General features: G+C 57.9%; 21 protein-coding genes. 11 read left to right on the forward strand and 10 right to left on the reverse strand.

Annotation, left to right across the window (positions count from 1 at the left end; translation table 11 throughout):
- Positions 1-15: 15 nt before the first annotated feature.
- Genes RHM65_RS04960 through RHM65_RS04975 form a run of 4 tightly spaced genes read left to right on the forward strand, consistent with a single transcriptional unit; the run spans position 16 to position 2,589 of the window.
- Positions 16-450, forward strand: coding sequence for a DUF4426 domain-containing protein (locus RHM65_RS04960; protein ID WP_322184418.1), 435 nt, complete (start codon positions 16-18; stop codon positions 448-450).
- Positions 447-1,043 (forward strand): RdgB/HAM1 family non-canonical purine NTP pyrophosphatase, encoded by a 597-nt coding sequence (rdgB, locus tag RHM65_RS04965; protein WP_322167044.1) that lies wholly within the window; start codon positions 447-449, stop codon positions 1,041-1,043. The genes RHM65_RS04960 and rdgB overlap by 4 nt, the downstream gene beginning before the upstream one ends.
- Complete coding sequence (hemW, locus tag RHM65_RS04970; RefSeq protein ID WP_322167043.1) at positions 1,040-2,254, forward strand: radical SAM family heme chaperone HemW; 1,215 nt, start codon at positions 1,040-1,042, stop codon at positions 2,252-2,254. Before rdgB ends, hemW begins: the two co-directional genes overlap by 4 nt.
- 11 nt (positions 2,255-2,265) lie before the next feature.
- Complete coding sequence (locus RHM65_RS04975; protein WP_322167042.1) at positions 2,266-2,589, forward strand: DUF3392 domain-containing protein; 324 nt, start codon at positions 2,266-2,268, stop codon at positions 2,587-2,589.
- A 312-nt stretch (positions 2,590-2,901) separates the two neighbouring features.
- Here the strand turns inward: RHM65_RS04975 and trmB are convergent, their stop codons facing one another.
- From trmB to RHM65_RS04995, 4 genes are all read right to left on the reverse strand, one after another.
- Positions 2,902-3,630, reverse strand: coding sequence for a tRNA (guanosine(46)-N7)-methyltransferase TrmB (gene trmB, locus RHM65_RS04980; RefSeq protein WP_322167041.1), 729 nt, complete (start codon positions 3,628-3,630; stop codon positions 2,902-2,904).
- A gap of 10 nt (positions 3,631-3,640) precedes the next feature.
- Positions 3,641-4,435, reverse strand: coding sequence for a thiazole synthase (locus tag RHM65_RS04985; protein WP_322167040.1), 795 nt, complete (start codon positions 4,433-4,435; stop codon positions 3,641-3,643).
- A gap of 75 nt (positions 4,436-4,510) precedes the next feature.
- Positions 4,511-4,711, reverse strand: a complete 201-nt coding sequence (thiS, locus tag RHM65_RS04990) for a sulfur carrier protein ThiS (RefSeq protein ID WP_322170638.1) — start codon at positions 4,709-4,711, stop codon at positions 4,511-4,513.
- A gap of 114 nt (positions 4,712-4,825) precedes the next feature.
- The gene (locus tag RHM65_RS04995) at positions 4,826-5,203 is read right to left on the reverse strand and encodes a DUF423 domain-containing protein (protein ID WP_322167039.1); all 378 of its coding nucleotides are present in this window, start codon (positions 5,201-5,203) and stop codon (positions 4,826-4,828) included.
- A gap of 79 nt (positions 5,204-5,282) precedes the next feature.
- Between RHM65_RS04995 and mtgA the strand changes: the two genes are divergently transcribed.
- The gene (gene mtgA, locus RHM65_RS05000) at positions 5,283-5,993 is read left to right on the forward strand and encodes a monofunctional biosynthetic peptidoglycan transglycosylase (protein WP_322170635.1); all 711 of its coding nucleotides are present in this window, start codon (positions 5,283-5,285) and stop codon (positions 5,991-5,993) included.
- A 182-nt stretch (positions 5,994-6,175) separates the two neighbouring features.
- Here the strand turns inward: mtgA and rpoH are convergent, their stop codons facing one another.
- From rpoH to ftsY, 4 genes are all read right to left on the reverse strand, one after another.
- Positions 6,176-7,030: an RNA polymerase sigma factor RpoH gene (rpoH, locus tag RHM65_RS05005; protein WP_322167038.1), complete on the reverse strand. Its 855-nt coding sequence runs from the start codon at positions 7,028-7,030 to the stop codon at positions 6,176-6,178.
- 112 nt (positions 7,031-7,142) lie between these two features.
- Entirely contained in the window at positions 7,143-8,171 is a 1,029-nt protein-coding gene (ftsX, locus tag RHM65_RS05010) for a permease-like cell division protein FtsX (protein ID WP_322167037.1), read from the reverse strand.
- The gene (gene ftsE, locus RHM65_RS05015; protein WP_322167036.1) at positions 8,168-8,839 is read right to left on the reverse strand and encodes a cell division ATP-binding protein FtsE; all 672 of its coding nucleotides are present in this window, start codon (positions 8,837-8,839) and stop codon (positions 8,168-8,170) included. The genes ftsX and ftsE overlap by 4 nt, the downstream gene beginning before the upstream one ends.
- On the reverse strand, positions 8,836-10,296 hold the full coding sequence (gene ftsY / locus RHM65_RS05020) for a signal recognition particle-docking protein FtsY (RefSeq protein ID WP_322167035.1): 1,461 nt from the start codon (positions 10,294-10,296) through the stop codon (positions 8,836-8,838). Before ftsY ends, ftsE begins: the two co-directional genes overlap by 4 nt.
- 299 nt (positions 10,297-10,595) lie before the next feature.
- Here ftsY and RHM65_RS05025 point away from each other — a divergent pair, with 299 nt between their 5' ends.
- The 6 genes from RHM65_RS05025 to RHM65_RS05050 all read left to right on the forward strand — a co-directional run bounded on the left by RHM65_RS05025 (position 10,596) and on the right by RHM65_RS05050 (position 16,347).
- Positions 10,596-11,951, forward strand: a complete 1,356-nt coding sequence (locus tag RHM65_RS05025) for a pitrilysin family protein (RefSeq protein WP_322167034.1) — start codon at positions 10,596-10,598, stop codon at positions 11,949-11,951.
- On the forward strand, positions 11,944-13,407 hold the full coding sequence (locus RHM65_RS05030) for a pitrilysin family protein (protein ID WP_322167033.1): 1,464 nt from the start codon (positions 11,944-11,946) through the stop codon (positions 13,405-13,407). The genes RHM65_RS05025 and RHM65_RS05030 overlap by 8 nt, the downstream gene beginning before the upstream one ends.
- Entirely contained in the window at positions 13,407-13,988 is a 582-nt protein-coding gene (rsmD, locus tag RHM65_RS05035; RefSeq protein ID WP_322167032.1) for a 16S rRNA (guanine(966)-N(2))-methyltransferase RsmD, read from the forward strand. The genes RHM65_RS05030 and rsmD overlap by 1 nt, the downstream gene beginning before the upstream one ends.
- A gap of 198 nt (positions 13,989-14,186) precedes the next feature.
- Positions 14,187-15,233 carry a hydrolase gene (locus RHM65_RS05040; protein ID WP_416194748.1) on the forward strand — a complete coding sequence of 349 codons (1,047 nt, stop codon included), beginning with the start codon at positions 14,187-14,189 and terminating at the stop codon, positions 15,231-15,233.
- 68 nt (positions 15,234-15,301) lie between these two features.
- The gene (locus RHM65_RS05045; RefSeq protein ID WP_322167031.1) at positions 15,302-16,027 is read left to right on the forward strand and encodes an AzlC family ABC transporter permease; all 726 of its coding nucleotides are present in this window, start codon (positions 15,302-15,304) and stop codon (positions 16,025-16,027) included.
- Positions 16,024-16,347, forward strand: coding sequence for an AzlD domain-containing protein (locus RHM65_RS05050; RefSeq protein WP_322167030.1), 324 nt, complete (start codon positions 16,024-16,026; stop codon positions 16,345-16,347). Before RHM65_RS05045 ends, RHM65_RS05050 begins: the two co-directional genes overlap by 4 nt.
- Before the next feature lie 51 nt (positions 16,348-16,398).
- On the opposite strand, the gene RHM65_RS05055 is transcribed toward RHM65_RS05050, so the two are convergent.
- Together RHM65_RS05055 and RHM65_RS05060 are read right to left on the reverse strand one after the other, a co-directional pair.
- The gene (locus tag RHM65_RS05055; protein WP_322184420.1) at positions 16,399-17,253 is read right to left on the reverse strand and encodes a sulfurtransferase; all 855 of its coding nucleotides are present in this window, start codon (positions 17,251-17,253) and stop codon (positions 16,399-16,401) included.
- Between the two features lie 41 nt (positions 17,254-17,294).
- Positions 17,295-17,966: a TetR/AcrR family transcriptional regulator gene (locus RHM65_RS05060; RefSeq protein ID WP_322167028.1), complete on the reverse strand. Its 672-nt coding sequence runs from the start codon at positions 17,964-17,966 to the stop codon at positions 17,295-17,297.
- Positions 17,967-18,019 lie beyond the last annotated feature (53 nt).

Consider the following 18,019-nt stretch of genomic DNA (forward strand, 5'->3'; position numbering starts at 1 on the left):
ATAAGGAGAATATTCATGCGCCGCTTAGCCCTGTTTCTCTGCGCTTTATGCCTCGCTTTACCGGCCATCGCCGCAGACTACGCCAAACCCGAACGTAAAGAAGTCTTCGGTGAAACGACCGTGTATTACAGCGCGATCACCTCCAGTTATTTGCAGCCCGATGTAGCCGCCGCAGCCGGGCTGATCCGAAGCAAGAATCAAGGCGTGTTGAACATTGCGGCCATCAAGGCGGGAAAACCCCTGATCGCGAACGTAACCGGCACCGTGAAAGACCTGACTGGGCGTAACCTCGCACTGACGTTCAAGCAGATCGCCGAAAACGATGCGGTGTATTACATCGCGCAATTCCCGATTGAGCAGCAAGAAACCCTGACCTTCTCCATCAACGTCAAAGCTGGCGAAGAAACCCACAGTATCAGCTTCGATCAAGAACTTTTCCCAGGCGAATGATGAATTTCACGCAACTCGTTTTGGCCAGCCATAACGCCGGCAAACTCAAAGAACTCCAAGCCATGCTTGGCGGCTCTGTGCAATTGCGCTCCATCGGCGAATTCAGCGACGTCGAGCCGGAAGAGACCGGCTTGTCATTTGTCGAGAACGCGATTCTCAAAGCGCGCAACGCGGCGAGAATCTCCGGGTTGCCGTCCTTGGCCGATGACTCAGGGCTGGCGGTGGATTTTCTCGGCGGCGCCCCGGGCATCTATTCGGCGCGCTACGCCGATGGCCAAGGCGATGCCGCCAACAACGCCAAATTGCTGGAAGCACTCAAAGACGTGCCGCTTGAGCAGCGCGGGGCACAGTTCGTTTGCGTGCTGGCGCTGGTTCGACATGCTGATGACCCATTGCCGATCCTGTGTGAAGGCCTGTGGCAGGGGCGCATTTTGACCGCCGCCATTGGCGAACACGGCTTCGGCTATGACCCGCTGTTTTGGGTGCCGGAGCGCGATTGCTCCAGCTCCGAACTCAGTCCGGCGCAGAAAAACCAACTCAGCCACCGTGCACGCGCCATGGTGTTGCTACGTCAGCGTCTGGGTTTGAAATGACACAAGATTCGTCCGTACAGCCGCTGTTTTTGGGCGAGGCGGGATTTTCGTCGCAAGCGCCTCGGATCGCACTGCCGCATCTGCCGCCGCTGGCTTTGTACATTCATATCCCGTGGTGCGTGCGTAAATGCCCGTATTGCGACTTCAACTCGCACACCGCCAGCCCGGTATTACCGGAGCAGGACTACGTTGATGCGTTGCTGGCGGACCTTGATCAAGACCTGCCACACGTTCATGGTCGCGAGCTGAGTTCGATCTTTTTTGGTGGCGGCACGCCGAGTTTGTTCAGTGCTGATGCCTTAGGTCGTCTGCTCAAGGGCGTTGAGCAACGTATTGGTTTTGCCAGCGACATCGAAATCACGCTAGAAGCCAATCCCGGTACGTTTGAGCAGGCCAAATTCAGCGCCTATCGCGGCTTGGGCATCAATCGACTGTCCATCGGCATTCAGAGCTTTCAAGAAGAGAAACTAAAGGCGCTGGGCCGCATTCATAACGGCGACGAAGCGATTCGCGCCGCTGACATGGCACGCCAGGCGGGTTTCGATAACTTCAATTTGGACCTGATGCATGGCTTGCCCGATCAGTCACAGGACGACGCGCTCGGCGACTTACGCCAAGCCATTGCGCTGGCACCGACTCATCTGTCCTGGTACCAACTGACCCTTGAGCCGAACACGGTGTTCTGGAATCAGCCGCCGACCTTGCCGGAAGACGACATTCTTTGGGACATCCAAGAAGCTGGGCAAGCGCTGCTGGCCGAACACGGTTACGCCCAATACGAAGTGTCGGCCTACGCCCAACCCGGAAAAGCCGCGCGGCATAACCTGAACTACTGGAGCTTCGGCGATTTCATCGGGATCGGCGCAGGTGCCCACGGCAAACTCAGCCATCCAGACGGCCGTATCGTGCGCACCTGGAAGACCCGACTGCCCAAGGACTACCTGAACCCGGACAAAGCCTTCAAGGCGGGAGAGAAGCTGGTCAGCCTCGAAGAAATGCCCTTCGACTTCCTGATGAACGCGCTACGCCTGACAAATGGCGTCGCCGCCGAGCTATTTCCCCAACGTACCGGTCTAAGCCTCGACACGCTGGCCGACGCCCGTAAACAAGCTGAACAGCGTGGCCTTTTGAGCACTGACCCGACGCGACTGGTTGCCAGCCCGCAGGGTCAGTTGTTTTTGAATGACTTGCTGCACTATTTTTTGCTCTAAGGACTTTTTGTATGGATCTTGTACTCGACCTGCTGGCTACCGTTTCGCGTTGGAGCCGCAGTAACCTTTCCGAAATCTCGCTGGCATTGGTCGGTTGCCTGCTGGTGTTGTTCGGTTCGGATATCAAGGGCTGGATCGACGGGCGCATCAGCGGATTCGCCGGCGCGTTGCGGATACCGGTGATGGCGTTGCTGTGCACCATCGGCAGCGGACTAGCGCTGATCTATGCCACCCCGTGGGTGATTCGGGGCCTGAGCCAATTCAACAACTACAGCCTGGCGCCGGTGCTGTTGGTGGTGCTGGTACTGATCGGGGTTATCGCGGATCGCCGCTAAGTGCTACACAAATAATCCGGTGGGAGGGGCGACCACGTCTTCGACGCGGCGCTGTCGCGCAGCAAACACCGAACGACGGTAGAGCTGCCGAAAGACTCACGCCGCCGCTCATTCTGTGGGAGCAGGTTTGCCTGCGAAGAGGTCCGTCATCGCGCCACTGATGTCGACTTGACGCCTGGGTCGCCTGCAATGACGCTTTCGTTGGCAAGCCAACTTCCCACAGAGGACTTCGGCTCCCACAGATTTTTTACAGCCAACCAAAATATTTCAACAAACAACACGTTATGTGTTGTTTGATCGAAATTTGTGTCGTTAGACAGCAAGCTTCTCGAACTTCAAATCCCACACGCCGTGCCCGAGCTTTTCACCCCGGCGTTCGAACTTGGTGATGGGGCGTTCGGTCGGGCGTGGCACGCATTTGCCATCTTCGGCCTGGTTGCGATAACCCGGCGCAACGTTCATCACTTCCAGCATGTACTCGGCATACGGTTCCCAATCGGTGGCCATGTGCAAAATACCGCCGACCTTCAGCTTGCTGCGCACCAGTTCAGCGAAATCTGGCTGAACGATGCGACGTTTGTGATGGCGGCTTTTGTGCCATGGGTCCGGGAAAAACAGCATCAGGCGGTCAAGGCTGTTATCAGCGATGCAACGGTTGAGCACTTCAATGGCGTCGCACTCGTAGACACGCACGTTGGTCAGACCTTGAGTCAGCACGCCATTGAGCAGCGCACCGACACCAGGGTGATGCACTTCAACCCCAATAAAATCATGCTCAGGCGAGGCCGCAGCCATTTCCAACAGCGAATGGCCCATGCCGAAGCCGATTTCCAGTGTGCGCGGCGCAGAACGGCCAAACACGTGATCGAAATCCACGGGCGCATCCACCAGCGGCAGAACGAACAGCGGTCGACCTTGGTCAAGGCCGCGTTGCTGGCCTTCGGTCATACGCCCCGCGCGCATCACGAAACTCTTGATGCGGCGGTGTTGGCGCTCTTCGCCTTCTTCCGGGATCGGTGCAGCTTCTAACGAATCAGTCATCAACGAGCTCTTACTTGATCAGGCCATCCAGCGGCGAGGAGGCGCTGGCATAGAGTTTTTTCGGCATCCGGCCAGCGAGGTACGCCAGACGACCAGCGACAATCGCGTGCTTCATGGCTTGGGCCATCATCACCGGGTTTTGCGCGTGGGCGATGGCCGAGTTCATCAGAACCGCCTCACAGCCCAGCTCCATGGCGATGGTCGCGTCGGATGCGGTACCGACACCTGCGTCGACCAGCACCGGCACTTTGGCTTCTTCGAGGATGATTTGCAGGTTGTACGGATTGCAGATGCCCAGTCCGGTACCAATCAGTCCCGCGAGGGGCATGACCGCGATACAGCCGATTTCAGCCAACTGACGGGCGATGATCGGATCATCACTGGTGTACACCATCACGTCGAAACCGTCTTTGACCAGAATTTCGGCGGCCTTGAGGGTTTCGATCACGTTCGGGAACAAGGTTTTCTGATCGGCCAATACTTCCAGCTTCACCAGATTTTTACCGTCGAGCAACTCACGGGCCAAGCGACAGGTGCGCACGGCCTCGATGGCGTCGTAGCAACCCGCCGTGTTCGGCAGGATGGTGTAGCGATCCGGCGGCAGGATATCCAACAGGTTCGGCTCGCCTGGGTTCTGCCCAAGGTTCGTTCGGCGAACGGCAACCGTCACAATTTCAGCGCCCGAGGCTTCGATCGCCAGACGGGTTGATTCCATATCCGGGTATTTGCCAGTGCCGACCAACAGGCGCGACTGGAACGTACGACCGGCCAGGACGAAAGGCTTATCGGTGCGAAAGTTGCTCATCGGAAATCCTCTTTAAGGTTGAGGTTCGTGCAGATTTGAAACCGGGTTAGACGGCCGCTGGTTGCTCGGCGCGGATCAACCGCCGCCGATAGCGTGGACCACTTCAACCTGATCGCCTTCGCGTAGGGTCGTGGAAACATGCTGGCTGCGCGGAACAATATCCATATTGAGTTCGACCGCGACTCTGCGTCCGGTCAGGTCCAGAAGGACGATCAACGCCGCGACGGTTTCGCCATCGGGCAGTTCAAAGGACTCGCCGTTCAATTGAATGTGCATGCGGGCAGCAGCCATCATTTTAGGGGCCAGCATTCTAGCCCGATCAGTACGTATGACCAAGGCAAAGCCGAGCCATTCGTCTCAAGCGGGGCTTGAGAGTCAGGACTCGAAGGCTTAAACCCCACCCAAGCGCCACGCCGTCAGGCCCAGCAACGCCCAACCGATCAAGAACGCCAAACCGCCGAACGGAGTGATGATGCCGAGCTGGCTGACGCCGGTCAGGGTCAACGCGTACAGGCTGCCGGAAAACAGCAGGATACCAATAGCAAACGAGATGCCTGCCCACGTCACCAGACGGCCGGGAATTTGGATCGCGATCACGGCAACCGCCAGTAAGGCCAAGGTGTGAATCAGTTGGTACAGCACGCCGGTGTGGAAAACCGCCAGGTATTCGGCGCTGAGCCGGTTCTTCAAGCCGTGGGCGGCGAACGCGCCAAGGGCTACGCCGGTGAAGCCAAAAAAAGCAGCCAGCATCAAAAAGCCACGAAACATGTCGAACTCCAGTCAACGGTTGTCATTTGCTCAGGGTCTGTATAATGGCCCGCTCAACAGCTCCGGCCAAGCCATCTCTATGCTGCGTCTCTTTTTCAATCGCCTCCTTAAAGCTCTGTTCTGGTTCGCAGCGGCCAGCGTCGTGCTGGTAGTGATCTTTCGTTGGGTGCCACCGCCAGGCACCGCGCTGATGGTTGAGCGCAAGATCGAATCCTGGTCTGACGGCCAACCGATCAACCTGCAGCGCACATGGCGGCCCTGGGACAAGATCTCCAACGACCTGAAAGTGGCGGTTATTGCGGGCGAGGATCAAAAATTCGCCGAGCATTGGGGCTTTGATGTCGAGGCAATTCAGGCGGCTATCGCGCACAACGAACTGGGCGGCTCGGTGCGAGGCGCCAGTACGCTGAGCCAGCAAGTGTCGAAAAACCTGTTTTTATGGTCGGGCCGCAGCTGGCTGCGCAAAGGGCTGGAAGTGTGGTTCACCGGCTTGATCGAAGTGTTCTGGTCCAAGCAGCGGATTCTTGAGATTTACCTCAACAGCGTCGAGTGGGACGACGGTGTGTTCGGTGCTGAAGCGGCAGCGCGGCATCACTTTGGTGTGAGTGCAGCCGCGCTCTCGACGCAACAGGCCAGCTACCTCGCCGCCGTATTGCCCAACCCCCGCGAATGGAGCGCCAGCCATCCCAGCAGCTATGTGTCCAGCCGTGCGAGCTGGATACGCCAGCAGATGCGTCAGTTGGGCGGGGATGATTATTTGGTGGGGCTGAACCATAGCCGCAAGTTTTAAACGCCAGCTCTGCGCTGATTGAACGGACTTCTTCGCAGGCAAGCCTGCTCCCACAGGTTCTGTTGACATAGATCCCGTGGGAGTTGGCTTGCCAACGAAGGGGACGCCACGGTTAAAACGAAACAACAAAAAAACGCCCCGACCATTTCTGATCGGGGCGTTTTTGTGTGTCGGCTAGCTGTTTACGCAGCGATCGACAGTTTCAGCTTGTTCATCGCGCTTTTTTCCAGCTGACGAATACGCTCAGCGGAGACGTTGTACTTCTGCGCCAGGTCGTGCAGCGTGGCTTTCTCTTCAGCCAGCCAGCGCTGATAAAGAATGTCACGGCTGCGCTCGTCGAGAACTTCCAGCGCCTGATGCAGGTTAGCGTTGGAGGTGTCGGTCCAGTCGGAGTCTTCCAACTGGCGAGCCGGGTCATAACGGTGGTCTTCCAGGTAGTTGGAAGGCGACTGGAATGCACTGTCGTCGTCCGCTTCAGCAGCAGGGTCGAACGCCATGTCGTGGCCGGTCAGACGGCTTTCCATCTCACGCACTTCGCGCGGCTCGACGCCAAGGCTTTCCGCCACGCGATGGACTTCTTCGTTATTCAACCAAGCCAAGCGTTTTTTCTGGCTGCGCAGATTGAAGAACAGTTTGCGCTGCGCCTTGGTCGTGGCGACCTTGACGATGCGCCAGTTGCGCAGAATGAATTCGTGAATTTCAGCCTTGATCCAGTGAACGGCGAACGACACCAGACGCACACCCATTTCCGGGTTGAAACGTTTGACGGCTTTCATCAAGCCAACGTTGCCTTCTTGAATCAGGTCAGCCTGTGCCAGGCCATAACCGGAATAGCTGCGTGCGATGTGCACGACAAAACGCAGGTGGGCGAGGACCATCTGCCGAGCCGCCCCAAGATCCTGCTCATAATAAAGACTCTCAGCCAGTTCACGCTCCTGCTCGGGCGTCAGCAAAGGAATGCTGTTGACCGTGTGCACGTAGGCTTCCAGGTTTGCGCCTGGGACTAATGCATAAACAGGTTGCAAAGAAGTGGTCATACGAAAAAAACCTCCAACTCACATGACAGGTGCAGTTCAGCACTGCGAAATTGACCGGGGAACCAGTAGACAAGTTCCCAAAACAGCTGAAATGACAACACAAAGTAAAAAATTAACGTGGCGCCAGCTCTCTTAAGTGGCGGGCTACCGCAATCCAAGCACCGATATACCCTAACAACACGGCTCCAAGCAAGAGCGACAGACCATCGGCTGCAGGTACGCCAGCCAATGAGAAGTCACTTCCGTACAAGCCGGCGAGTCCAATTACAGCATCGTTTAACCAATTCAACCCATAAGCAAGTACGCCCCAAGACAGAAAACCTGCCCCCAGGCCATACAGCGCGCCCATATACAAAAAAGGTCTACGGACATAACTGTCTGTACCGCCGACCAATTTGATCACTTCGATCTCGGTTCGGCGATTTTCTATGTGCAGACGAATTGTGTTACCAATTACCAAAAGAAGCGCCAGCACCAACAAGACTGTCAGGCCGAAAACAAAACGGTCACCCAACTTCAGAATCGCAGCCAACCGTTCAACCCATACCAAGTCGAGCTGGGCTTGTTGCACTTTGGGCAGCTGCGCCAGACGAGCGCGCAACGCTTCAAGCGCTGATTTATCAACTTCCTGCGGCGTGACCAATACAACACCGGGAAGCGGGTTCTGCGGAAGTTCTTTAAGCGCTTCACCCAAACCCGACTGCTGCTGGAACTCAGCCAAGGCCTGATCACTGCTGATGTACTCAGCATCGGCTACGCCAGGCATGCTTTTGATCTGTTCGCGCAGTTGCTCGCCGTCACCGGCGTTGGCATCAAGGTTCAAATACAGCGAAATCTGCGCCGCACGCTGCCAGGAACCGCCTAGTCGTTCCACATTGTTCAACAACAACGACAACCCCATCGGCAAACTTAATGCGATGGCCATGACCAAACAGGTGAAAAAGCTGCCAATAGGCTGTTTGCCCAGGCGTCGCAAGCTGTCGACCATGCTGGAGCGATGCGCTTCCAGCCACGCGCTCAGCTGTGCGCTGAAATCCGGGCCATCGTCGTCATCGCGTTGTTTTTTCTTTTTCTGCGGGGTCGGCTCGGCGGCCTTGGGCGAAACCCGCTCCGACACTTTGGGGGTGCGTGTGGCACTCATACCGTCGACTCCCCGTCACCGATCAACCGACCGCGCTGCAGGGTCAGCATGCGATGGCGCATCCGAGCGATCAGCGCCAAATCGTGACTGGCGATCAACACGCTGGTGCCGAGACGGTTGATGTCTTCGAATACGCCCATAATTTCCGCTGCCAACCGTGGATCGAGGTTACCGGTGGGTTCATCCGCCAGCAGCAACGCCGGACGGTGGACGATGGCCCGGGCAATGCCGACGCGCTGCTGTTGGCCAGTGGATAAATCACCGGGGTACAGATCTGTTTTGTCCGAGAGCGCCACGCGCTCCAGGGCAGAATCGACGCGCTTGGTGACTTCGCCTTTGGACAAACCAAGAATTTGCAGGGGCAACGCAATATTGTTGAACACTGTGCGATCAGACAATAACTGGTGATTCTGGAAGACCACCCCGATCTGCCGGCGCAAATAAGGAATTTGCGCGGTGCTGATTTTGCCTAAATCCTGACCGGCCAACAGCAGCTTGCCAGTGGTCGGCCGCTCCATCGCCAGCAACAGGCGCAACAACGTGCTTTTACCGGCGCCGGAGTGGCCGGTAACGAACAAGAATTCACCGCGACGAACCCGAAAGCTCAGCTCGTGCAGGCCTACGTGACCATTTGCATAACGCTTTCCGACTTGTTCAAAACGAATCATGTGCGCTCCCGCTCGGCAAACAGAGCTTGAACAAAGGGTTCGGCTTCAAAAGTGCGTAAATCGTCGATGCCTTCACCAACGCCGATATAACGGATCGGCAATCCGAATTGCTTGGCCAGCGCGAAAATGACGCCGCCCTTGGCCGTTCCGTCGAGTTTAGTCAGTGCCAAACCGGTCAGCGTCACGGTCTGGTGGAATTGCTTGGCCTGATTGATCGCGTTTTGCCCGGTGCCAGCATCCAGCACCAACAGCACCTCATGCGGCGCCTCGGTGTCCAGCTTGCCCATGACCCGGCGCACTTTTTTCAACTCTTCCATCAGGTTGTCTTTGGTGTGCAGACGCCCGGCGGTGTCAGCGATCAAGACATCGATGCCCCGGGCTTTGGCAGCCTGTACCGCATCGAAGATAACCGAAGCCGAGTCCGCGCCCGTGTGCTGAGCGATGACCGGAATGTTGTTGCGCTCGCCCCAGACCTGTAATTGCTCTACTGCCGCTGCGCGGAAGGTGTCGCCTGCCGCCAGCATGACTTTCTTGCCTTCGAGCTGGAGTTTCTTCGCCAGCTTGCCGATGGTCGTGGTTTTGCCAGCACCGTTGACGCCCACCACCAAAATCACGAAAGGCTTTTGCTGACCGGTGATCACCAACGGTTGTTCAACCGGCTTTAGCAACGCAGTCAGCTCGTCTTGCAGTGATTTGTACAGCGCGTCACTGTCGGTTAGCTGCTTGCGCGCGACTTTCTGAGTCAGGCTTTGGATGATCACCGACGTAGCCTCAACGCCCACGTCAGCGGTCAACAAACGGGTTTCGATTTCTTCGAGCAGGTCATCGTCGATGGCCTTCTTGCCGAGAAACAGACTGGCCATGCCCTCGCCAAGGCTGGCGCTGGTTTTCGACAGGCCTTGCTTGAGGCGAGCGAAAAAACCGATTTTGCTGGCTTCGGTAGGTGCCGATTCAACCATCAAAGCCGGAACGGGAACGGGCGACGGTAAGACCGATGCTTCGGCAACGATGATCGGTTCAGCCACAACCAATGCTTCAGAAACGATGACCGGCTCAGGTGCGAGCACAGGCTCCACCGTTACCACCGGCTCAACCATCACCTCGGGCAGCGACTGCACGATTGAAGCAATCTGCTGCGCAATCGGCGGCGTAACGTGGGGTTCAAGCTCATCGATCAGCGCGACGGGCTCTTCGGCCACTGGCAACACTAGCCATGGCTTGGACGTTGGGTTTTCGGGCGCAGGCGCTTCAGTCACCGCGTCTAGAAGCGGCGCGGGCACTAATGACGGCTCAACGGCCACCTGAGCCTGGTCGATGACCGGCTCGGGCGTTGCTGAAATGTCGCCTTGCGGTTGATCGGCAGCGGTTTCCTGCGACTTTTTGCGCAGCCAACCGAACAGGCCTTTCTTCTCTGCAGCCGGAGCTGGGGTCTTCTTGTCGTCGTTGGAACCAAACATGGAGGACGGCTATCTCAAGGTAGCGACGCGCCATAGCGGCGCCTCTGGAAATTCTGTCAATGGGAAACAGACTGCTTTTGTCCCGGCTTGTTCACCCGCAGCTATAGATAAGCAGCGAATGGGCTGGCCCGGAACGTCATTTCTGCGGATTTTGTCGATGTCTAACCGGCCGCTGAAACACAAGTAACAGCATAAGTACTGCTCTAGCCGTGGTCGGCAGTCAAACGGACCAGTATCCTAGCACCTCCGCGCCCGCCTACGCTAAGTTCAAGCAGGCCGCCTCACAGGTTCAAAAACGAATGAATGCTTTCGCCCGCCGCGCTGCCGGCCTGCTGTTCAGCGCGGTTTGCCTGCCTTTGTCAGCACTGGCCGCAGATCCACAACCTACCCATGAATTCACCTTGGACAACGGCCTTAAAGTCATCGTACGCGAAGACCACCGTGCTCCCGTGGTGGTTTCCCAGGTGTGGTACAAGGTCGGCTCCAGCTACGAAACTCCTGGCCAGACCGGTTTGTCCCACGCCCTGGAACACATGATGTTCAAAGGCAGCAAGCACGTTGGACCCGGCCAGGCTTCGCTGATTCTGCGTGACCTCGGGGCGGAAGAAAACGCCTTCACCAGCGACGATTACACCGCGTACTACCAAGTATTGGCCCGCGATCGCTTAGGCGTGGCCTTCGAGTTGGAAGCGGATCGGATGGCCAGCCTGTTGCTGCCGCCCGAGCAATTCACCCGTGAAATCGAAGTGATCAAGGAAGAGCGTCGTCTGCGCACCGATGACAAGCCCACCTCGAAAGCCTTCGAACGCTTCAAAGCCATGGCCTACCCCGCCAGCGGTTATCACACGCCCACCATCGGCTGGATGGCCGACCTGGACCGAATGAACGTCGCCGAGCTGCGCCATTGGTACCAATCCTGGTACGTCCCGAACAACGCCACGCTGGTGGTGGTAGGCGATGTGCAGCCTGATGAAGTGAAGGCGCTGGCTGAACGCTATTTCGGCCCGATCCCCCGACGCGAGACACCGCCTGCGAAAATTCCGCTGGAACTGGCAGAGCCGGGTGAACGGCTAATCACGCTGCATGTGCAGACCCAACTGCCGAGCTTGATTTACGGCTTCAACGTGCCAAGCATGGCCACCGCTGAAGACAAACGCTCGGTCAATGCTTTGCGCCTGATTTCCGCGTTACTCGACGGCGGCTACAGCGCCCGAATTCCCACCCGCCTGGAGCGTGGCGAGGAACTGGTGGCCGGCGCCTCGTCGAGCTACGACGCCTTCAGCCGTGGCGACAGCCTGTTCATGATCAACGCCACGCCTAACGTGCAGAAAAAGAAAACTCTGGCCGATGTGGAAGCCGGTATCTGGCGCCTGTTAGATGAATTGAAAACCACCCCGCCGACCAGCGCTGAGCTGGAACGGGTTCAGGCGCAGGTGATTGCCGCCCTGGTGTTTGAACGTGATTCGATCAGCAGTCAGGCCAGTACCATCGGCGAGCTTGAAAGCGTAGGCCTGTCGTGGAAACTCATCGACGAAGAACTGGATTCAATTAAAAACGTCACCCCAGCTGATATTCAAAAAGCTGCGCGCACCTATTTCACCCGCGAGCGCCTCAGCGTTGCGCACGTTTTGCCTGAGGAGAAAGCACATGAGTGAGCGCAAGGCTTTGCATGTCGTGCTGACCACGGTCTTGGGCCTGTTCATCACGGCCTCGGCCCAGGCCGATAACGCGGCACCCGACGTTGCGGCTCCGGCTTACACCCTGCAATCGCTGAAAGAACTCGACGGCAAACCGCCAGCCCACCGCACGATGAACATTCAGACCTGGAAAACCGCCGAAGGCACCAAGGTGTTGTTTGTCGAGGCGCGAGAGCTGCCAATGTTCGACATGCGCCTGATCTTCGCCGCTGGCAGCAGCCACGACCAGGGCATTCCTGGCATCGCCGTGCTGACCAACGCCATGCTCAACGAAGGCGTGGCCGGCAAAAATGTCAGCGCCATCGCTGAAGGTTTTGACAGTTTGGGCGCGGACTTCGGCAATGGCGCCTACCGCGACATGGCAGTAGCGTCGTTGCGCAGCCTGAGCGCGGTGGATAAACGCGAACCGGCGCTAAAGCTGTTTGCTGATGTCGTGGGTAAACCGACGTTTCCCAAGGAGTCGTTGGCGCGGATCAAAAACCAGTTGCTGGCCGGGTTTGAATACCAGAAACAAAACCCCGGCAGGCTGGCGGGTAATGAACTGTTTGAACGTCTTTATGCCGACCACCCTTACGCGCACCCGAGCGAAGGCACCGCCAAAAGCGTGACCCCGATTACCGTTGCGCAACTGAAGGCATTTCACGCCAAAGCCTACGCGGCGGGCAATGTGGTGATCGCGCTGGTGGGCGACCTGTCTCGAACAGAAGCCGAAGCTATCGCGGCTCAGGTGTCCGCCGCGCTGCCGAAAGGCCCGGCACTGCCGAAAATAACCGAGCCTGTGGCGCCCAAAGCCGGCGAAACCCACATTGAGTTCGCCTCCAAGCAAACCCACTTGATGCTCGCGCAGTTAGGGATCGACCGTAATGACCCGGACTACGTCGCGCTGACATTGGGCAACTCGATATTGGGTGGCGGTGGTTTCGGCAGCCGTTTGATGACTGAAGTGCGTGAAAAACGCGGCCTGACCTATGGCGTTTCGTCGGGCTTCACGCCGATGGAAGTCCAAGGTCCGTTTTTGATCGCCTTGCAAACCCGCGCCGAGCTCAGCGAAAACACGCTTAAACTGGTGCAGGGCATCGTGCGAGACTTCCTTGTTACAGGCCCGACCCAGAAAGAGCTGGATGACGCCAAGCGCGAATTGGCCGGTAGCTTCCCACTGTCCACGGCGAGTAATGCCGACATCGTGGGTCAGTTGGGCGCCATCGGCTTCTACGATTTACCGCTGACGTTCCTCGAAGATTTCATGCAACAAGCTCAGAGCACCACGGTTGAGCAAGTCAAAACAGCGATGAACAAGCACCTGAGTGCGGACAAGATGGTCATCGTCACCGCCGGCCCAACGGTCGTGCAAAAAGACTTGCCGCCCCCTACAGATAACCCCGTCGAGCAACCGCTTGGCGTACCGGAGCATTAATGGCTAATCCAAGACCTAAGGGCCATAACGGCCTGGGTCAACTTCGCATCATCGGCGGCCAATGGCGCAGCCGTCGCCTGACTTTTCCTGACGCTCCTGGCCTGCGTCCGACGCCTGATCGCGTACGTGAAACCTTGTTCAACTGGCTGGCGCCGATTATCGAAGGCGCGCGCGTACTCGATTTATTCGCGGGCAGCGGCGCATTGTACTTGGAAGCATTGTCCCGTGGCGCGAGCATGGCCTTGGCCCTGGACTCCAGCGGCGCCGCCATCGCCAGCTTGCGCCACAATCTGACCGCCCTTGATTGCACGACGGGGCAGTTGGTACATACCGATGCATTGCGTCATTTGGAAGGCCAACCTGCCGAGCAGTTCGACGTGGTGTTTCTCGATCCGCCGTTTCACCAAGGCCTGCTGCCAGCGGCCTGCGCGCTGCTGGAAGAGCGCAATTGGTTGGCCGAGGAGGCGTTTGTCTACACCGAAAGCGAGATACCACCGGCAACCATCGGCGTCCCCGGCACGTGGCGGCTGCACCGCGAGAAGAAAGCGGGTCAGGTGTATTACGCGTTGTGGCAGCGGTAATCGAGCTTGCGGATGCCCCAAGCTCGATGTCACCCCAGAAATTATCTGTAGGAGCCAACTCGTTGGCGAGAGGCTCAAAGCAGTGTGTCAGGCACACCGCCTCGCCAACACGCTGTCTCCTGCAGTTGGTCATAAACCTCCGCACGCCGCTCCACGGTTGTGGCAACGTAGCGATTAAGCAGTAACCGTGAATCGCCGATGAGTAATGACGTGCCTATCCGACCTGCTTTGCCAACGCCCACCGAACGCTTTATCCCCGCCTTGGGCTTGGGAAATCCCCACCTGCAAACCTTATGGGGTCCGCTGTGGCGCAAAAAAGCGCGAATCGAGCGTGAGCGGGAACGGATGTGGTTGGCCGATGGCGACTTTCTCGACCTCGATTGGTACGGCCCGAATGAAACGGGTACTCCACTGGTATTGGTATTACACGGCCTGACCGGGTCATCGAATTCACTGTATGTACTGGGTTTGCAGCAGGTGTTGGCCCGGCAAGGCTGGGCCAGTGTCGCTTTAAACTGGCGGGGTTGTTCCGGCGAACCCAATCTGCTCCCACGCAGCTATCACTCCGGCGCCAGCGAGGACCTCGCCAGTGTTGTCGCCCATGTCCGTGCCAAGCGGCCATTATCGCTGTTGTACGCAGTCGGCTACTCCCTCGGTGGCAACGTCTTGCTCAAATACCTCGGGGAAGAAGGCGTAAACAGCGAGTTACAAGGCGCCGTGGCGGTCTCAGTACCGTTTCGTCTGGATCAAAGCGCCGATCGGATCGGCCAAGGTTTTTCCAAGGTCTACCAGGCGCACTTCATGCGCGAGATGGTCGCCTACATCCGAGACAAACAGCGGCGTTTCCAGCACGAGGGACTCAGCGAAGGATTGGCAGAGCTTTCAGCATTGGGTTCACTGGAGAATATGCGCACGTTCTGGGATTTCGATGGCCGGGTCACGGCGCCATTGCACGGGTTTGTCGATGCCCAAGACTATTACCGCCGCGCTTCGAGCCGCTATTTCTTGGGAGAAATTCGCACGCCCACGCTGATTATTCACGCGGCCGATGACCCCTTCGTGTTTCTTCACAGCCTGCCAGACCCCGACGAACTGTCGTCGAGCACACACTTCGAGCTTCAAGCCCGAGGCGGACATGTCGGGTTCGTCGAGGGTTCGCTGAGAAACCCGAGCTATTACCTCGAACGGCGCATTCCGTCGTGGTTGAGCACGGCCCATGGCGTGGGTTCTCAAGCGGCTCATTAATTTAACTGCACAATCGTTCGAGACACGTTTTTCCTGACCGCCTAAGATGCCGGCTCAAGGAGAGACCCATGTCCCGCTATCAACTGTTTTCCAGAGGCCTTCGCGACAGCGTTCCGATGCTGGTCGGCATTGCGCCCTTTGGCATTATCTTCGGTACGCTGGCCGGTGCAGGCGGTTTGTCGCTGTGGCAGGCGGTCGGCATGTCGCTGTTCGTCTATGCCGGTTCCGCGCAATTCATCGTCGTTAGCCTCATGGGCGCAGGCGCCAGCGGTGTGGTGATTTTGCTGACCACCTTCATCGTCAACCTTCGCCACGTCCTGTACAGCGCCACCCTCCAACCGCAGGTCAACGAATTACCCCAGCGCTGGCGTGTGTTGTTGGCGTTTTGGTTGACCGATGAAACCTTCGCGGTGGTTCATCGCTATTACCTGGTGCACGGGCGTTCAGCGCTCGCCCACTGGTATTGGCTGGGGGTCGCCAGCGCGTTGTATGCCTGCTGGGTCGGCAGCTCATTGGTCGGGGTTTTGTTTGGCGAAGCCGTCCCGAACATGGCGAGTTGGGGATTGGAGTTCGCCATGCTCGCGACCTTCATTGGCATCGTCGTGCCCCTGTTGCGCAACCGACCGCAAGTGGCGGCAGCGCTGGCGGCAGGCGCGGTAGCCCTTATGACCCATGCCTGGCCGTACAAACTCGGATTGATGGCAGCGGCCTTCAGCGGGATTGCGATGGGCGTGCTGTTGGAACGTCGGCGCACCGATGTGACCGGGTCGTCGAGCCACGAGGTGCACTCATGAGTTATTGGTGGCTGATTTTCGGCATGACGGCGATCACCTTTTTGATGCGCTACAGCCTCTTCGCCTGGCCGAACTTACGCTTCCCGCCGGTGGTTCGCCAAGGACTGCACTACGTGCCAACCGCCGTGCTCACCGCGATCGTGGTGCCCGGCATGCTGCTGCCCGACGGCGAGCATTGGCAGCTGACCCTGAACAACGCGTTCTTGCTGGCAGGATTAGCCACCATCGCCATCGCCGCCCTCAGCCGAAATTTACTGGCCACGATTGGCGGCGGATTGTTGGTGTTCTTCCTGCTGCGCTGGGCGCTGGGGCAGATTTAACAGCACCAAGGAGCCAACTTGTTGGCTCTCAGAGGGAGGCGGTTGTGTTGATCACGCCCCCGTGGTGATTTCATGGGTTGGGTCGGTAATCCACTCGCTCCACGATCCGGCGTACAGCTTGCCCAGTGGATAGCCGGCCAAGCTCAGTGCAAAGAGGTTTTGGCACGCCGTTACCCCTGAACCGCAATACGCCACCAGATCGTCGGGTGAGCGGTCTTCCAGTTTTGCCGCAAAACGCTGCTTGAGTTGTGCTGCCGGGAGAAAGCGAGAGTCCGGGCCGAGGTTTTCGTTGAACGCGGCACACACTGCGCCGGGGATATGCCCGGCGACGGGGTCAATCGGCTCAACCTCACCCCGGAAACGCGGTTCGGCGCGAGCATCGATTAACGTCATTTCCGGCTGGCCCAAACGCGCTTGCAACGCTTCTGCGCTTACTAGCAACGACTCGTCTGCATGCCCGGCGAACGCTCCCTTTTGAACGTCGGGCACATCCAGACTGAGTTTTTGACCCGCCGCATGCCAGGCTTTCAATCCGCCATCGAGTAAATACACGCCATCGCGCTTGCCCAGCCATGCCAACAGCCACCAGCCCCGCGCGGCGAATGCACCGGGAGCATCGTCGTAAAGCACGATGTCGCTGTCCTGATTAACGCCCCACGCCTGCAAGCGCCGGGTCAAATCAGCCGGGCTCGGCAACGGATGCCGGCCGGTCACACCCTTAATCACCGAACCGCTAAAGTCACGTTCCAGATCTGCAAACAGCGCACCGGCAATATGCCCTTCGGCATAGCTGCTGTGGCCATATTCCGGGTCTTCCAAGGCGAAGCGGCAATCCAGAATCACCAACCCTGGTTCCCCCAGGCGGGCAGCCAGTTGTTCCGGGCTGATCAATTGCGCAATAGACATGACAGGCTCCTCTATGGAAAAAGTTGATTCAAACCCAGGCATCAGCTCATTTCTTGCAGCGCCCGGCTCAACGGCACATAAAATTCTTCGCACAATGCATTCACCGCACCGCGTGCGTGTGGCGTGACGTAACCCAACTCCAACATCAACACTTGGTAAACGCCTCGGCGCAGGGCTTCCTCACTGAGCCGCGTGGCGTTTTCGGTTGTGGTGCATAGAAAGCGCACCCACGAGGTGAGGATAATCCAGACGTTCAGGGTCAGCGATTCAATCTGCACTTTGTCCATCTGCAGAATGCCGGCTTCGACAAACCCGCCATAAATCGCCATGCCGTGAACCATGCAGCGCTGAGAAAACCGCCTATAACGCGCGGCCAACTCTGGATCGGCGTCGAGAAAATGCTCCAGGTCGCGGTGCAAAAACCGATAGCGCCACATGCCGTCAAGCAGCTCAAACAGGTAAAACCGCTTGTCATCCAGGCCGGGCAAACGGCCTTTTGGCAGACGTAAAAAGGTGTCCACCAGCGTTTCATACGCGGCGAACAACTCGGCAATAATCGCCTGTTTGTTGGGGAAGTGGTAATACAGATTGCCCGGAGAAATCTCCATGTGCGCCGCAATATGGTTGGTGCTGACGCTGCGCTCACCCTGCTGATTGAACAGCTCCAGACTGATATCAACGATGCGCTCACGGGTTTTGATACGCGGGGCCATGTTCAACTCGGGTAGGCGGGAATGAGCCGGATCTTAACGCAACCGAGAATGGC

The sequence above is a fragment of the Pseudomonas sp. CCI4.2 genome (assembly GCF_034350045.1).
Lineage (GTDB): Bacteria > Pseudomonadota > Gammaproteobacteria > Pseudomonadales > Pseudomonadaceae > Aquipseudomonas.